The 2,740-nt window shown below is 67.3% G+C and carries 2 protein-coding genes; both read left to right on the plus strand.

The genetic code is table 11. The features are described from left to right. Positions 1-1,066: penicillin-binding transpeptidase domain-containing protein (locus tag MAXJ12_RS17040; RefSeq protein WP_008837170.1), on the plus strand; the 1,066-nt coding region annotated here is incomplete at its 5' end. Between the two features lie 367 nt (positions 1,067-1,433). Then, entirely contained in the window at positions 1,434-2,666 is a 1,233-nt protein-coding gene (locus MAXJ12_RS17045; RefSeq protein ID WP_008837172.1) for a 3-methyl-2-oxobutanoate dehydrogenase (2-methylpropanoyl-transferring) subunit alpha, read from the plus strand. The last annotated feature ends 74 nt before the right edge of the window (positions 2,667-2,740 follow it).

Raw genomic sequence — 2,740 nt, forward strand, 5'->3', positions numbered from 1 at the left:
GCGGCGGTCGCCCGGCTCGACGCTGAAGCCCTTCATCTATGGGCTGGCGTTCGAACAGGGGCTGGTGGCGCAGGAAACGCTGATCGAGGACCGCCCGGCCGATTTCGCCGGGTACCGGCCGAAGAATTTCGACATGAGCTACCAAGGCGATGTCAGCGTCAGGCAGGCGCTGCAGCTTTCGCTCAACGTGCCTGCGGTGCGGTTGCTCGACGCCGTCGGCCCGGCGCGGCTTGTGGCGCGCTTCCGCAGGGCAGGCGTGACGCCCGAACTGCCGCCCGGCGAGACGCCCGGCCTCGCCATTGGGCTCGGCGGCGTCGGCGTATCGCTGCGCGATCTGGTGCAGCTTTACACCGGCCTCGCCAATGGCGGGCGGGCGAAGCCGCTGCGCGACAGCACTGAAGCCGGGGAGCCACCGTCTGCCGAAGGCGTCATCCTGGAAGCGCAGGCGGCGTGGCAGGTCACGGACATGCTGGCCGGCGTCAGGCCGCCGGAGGGCGCCGCGCCGCGCGGCATCGCCTACAAGACCGGCACCTCCTACGGCTACCGCGACGCGTGGTCGGTCGGCTATGGCGGCCGCCATGTCCTCGGCGTCTGGGTCGGCCGCCCCGATTCCGGCTCGGTGCCCGGCCTGTCCGGCTTTGTCTCGGCGGCGCCGATCCTGTTCGAGGGCTTCGCGAAATCGGGGCTCGCCGCCGTGCCGCTCCCCCGCGCGCCGGCGGGCGTTTTCCATGCCAGGCGCGAGGATCTGCCGGTCACGCTTGAGCGCTTCGGTCCGGGCGGTGACGGAGTTGCCCTCGCCGCGATCTCCGAACCAGCGCCGCAGATCGTCTTTCCGCCCGACGGCGCGCGCGTCGAACTCGGCGCTTCCACGGCCGAGGCGACACCGCTGGTGCTGAAGCTGCAGGGCGGCCGCGCGCCGTTCCGCTGGCTGGCCAACGGCAAGCCGCTGACCGAGACGGTCCGCCGCCGCACCGCGACGTGGCAGCCCGACGGCACGGGCTATTCGACGCTGACGGTGATTGATGCGGCCGGCCGCGCGGCCAGCGTCAGGGTGTTCGTGCAATAGCGGCGAGATCTTCTCGCCTGTGAAAGCCAGCAATTCCAGCGGCTTGTCGCCATTTCCAGAATCATCAAGACAACCGCCGGATTCTTTACATCAACAATTCAGACAACGCGCACAACAGCGTTTTCCCGAAAATTTTTGCAGATCAATTCCCGGCGCGGCAAGACCGGAAAAATCCGCCCCGGCGCGCCCAGCGACATGATTGGCTGGCGAAGGCCACCGCCCGCGCCATATAATTTCGCGCCGATGTTTTGCCACCCGAACAAGCCGCTCGCCGCCCGTCAGCGAAGATGGGCGGGGCTTGATCGCCGGTTGCGGCGGTGGAATGAATGGCCTGCAGCCAACCGTCCTTCGGCCCGGAGTATCACGGATGCCCCAGAAAAATGTGCTCAGCCTCCACGTTCCGGAACCGGAAGTGCGGCCGGGCGGCACGCCCGATTTCTCCAACGTTCCGATCCCCAAGGCCGGTTCCGTGCCGCGGCCGGAAGTGGATGTCGATCCGCGCGCGATCCGCGACCTCGCCTATTCGATCATCCGTGTCCTGAACCGCGAGGGCGAGGCGGTCGGGCCGTGGGCCGGCACGCTGACCGACGAGGAATTGCTGGAAGGCCTGCGCCACATGATGACGCTGCGCTCCTTCGATGCCCGCATGCAGACGGCGCAGCGCCAGGGCAAGACCTCCTTCTATATGCAGCATATGGGCGAGGAAGCGGTGAGCTGCGCCTTCCGCAGAGCGCTCCTGCCCGGCGACATGAATTTCCCGACTTATCGCCAGGCCGGCCTGCTGATCGCCGGTGGCTATCCCATGGTCGACATGATGAACCAGATCTATTCCAATGAGCGCGACCCGCTGAAGGGGCGGCAACTGCCGGTCATGTACGCCTCGAAGGAGCACGGCTTCTTCTCGATTTCCGGCAATCTGACCACGCAATATATCCAGGCGGTCGGCTGGGCGATGGCCTCGGCGATAAGGAACGACACGAAAATCGCAGTCGGGTGGGTGGGTGACGGCGCCACCGCGGAGAGCGACTTCCATGCCGCGCTCGTCTTCGCCTCGACCTACAAGGCGCCGGTCGTGCTCAACATCGTCAACAACCAGTGGGCGATTTCGACCTTCCAGGGCATTGCGCGCGGCGGCTCCGGCACGTTTGCGGCGCGCGGCCTCGGCTTCGGCATTCCGGCACTCAGGGTCGATGGCAACGACTATCTGGCCGTGCATGCCGTCGCCAAATGGGCGGCCGAGCGCGCCCGCAGAAATCTCGGGCCGACGCTGATCGAACACGTCACCTACCGCGTCGGCGCCCATTCGACCTCCGACGACCCGTCCGCCTATCGGCCAAAGGAGGAATCCGCGGCATGGCCACTGGGCGACCCGGTGCTGCGGCTGAAGAACCACCTGATCGTCCGCGGCCTCTGGTCGGAGGAGCGCCACAAGCAGACGGAGGCCGAAATCCTGGATACGGTGATCGCCGCGCAGAAGGAGGCGGAGAGCCACGGCACGCTGCATGCCGGCGGCAAGCCTTCGGCGCGCGACATGTTCGAGGGCGTCTATGCCGAGATGCCGCCGCATCTGCGCCGCCAGCGCCAGCAGGCGGGAGTTTGAGATGTGTAAAATGCCGATAGCCGCAGACGCGCCCCCTCCACCATGCTTCGCATGGTCCCCCTCCCCCGCTTCGC

The sequence above is a fragment of the Mesorhizobium alhagi CCNWXJ12-2 genome, assembly GCF_000236565.1.
Taxonomy (GTDB): domain Bacteria; phylum Pseudomonadota; class Alphaproteobacteria; order Rhizobiales; family Rhizobiaceae; genus Allomesorhizobium; species Allomesorhizobium alhagi.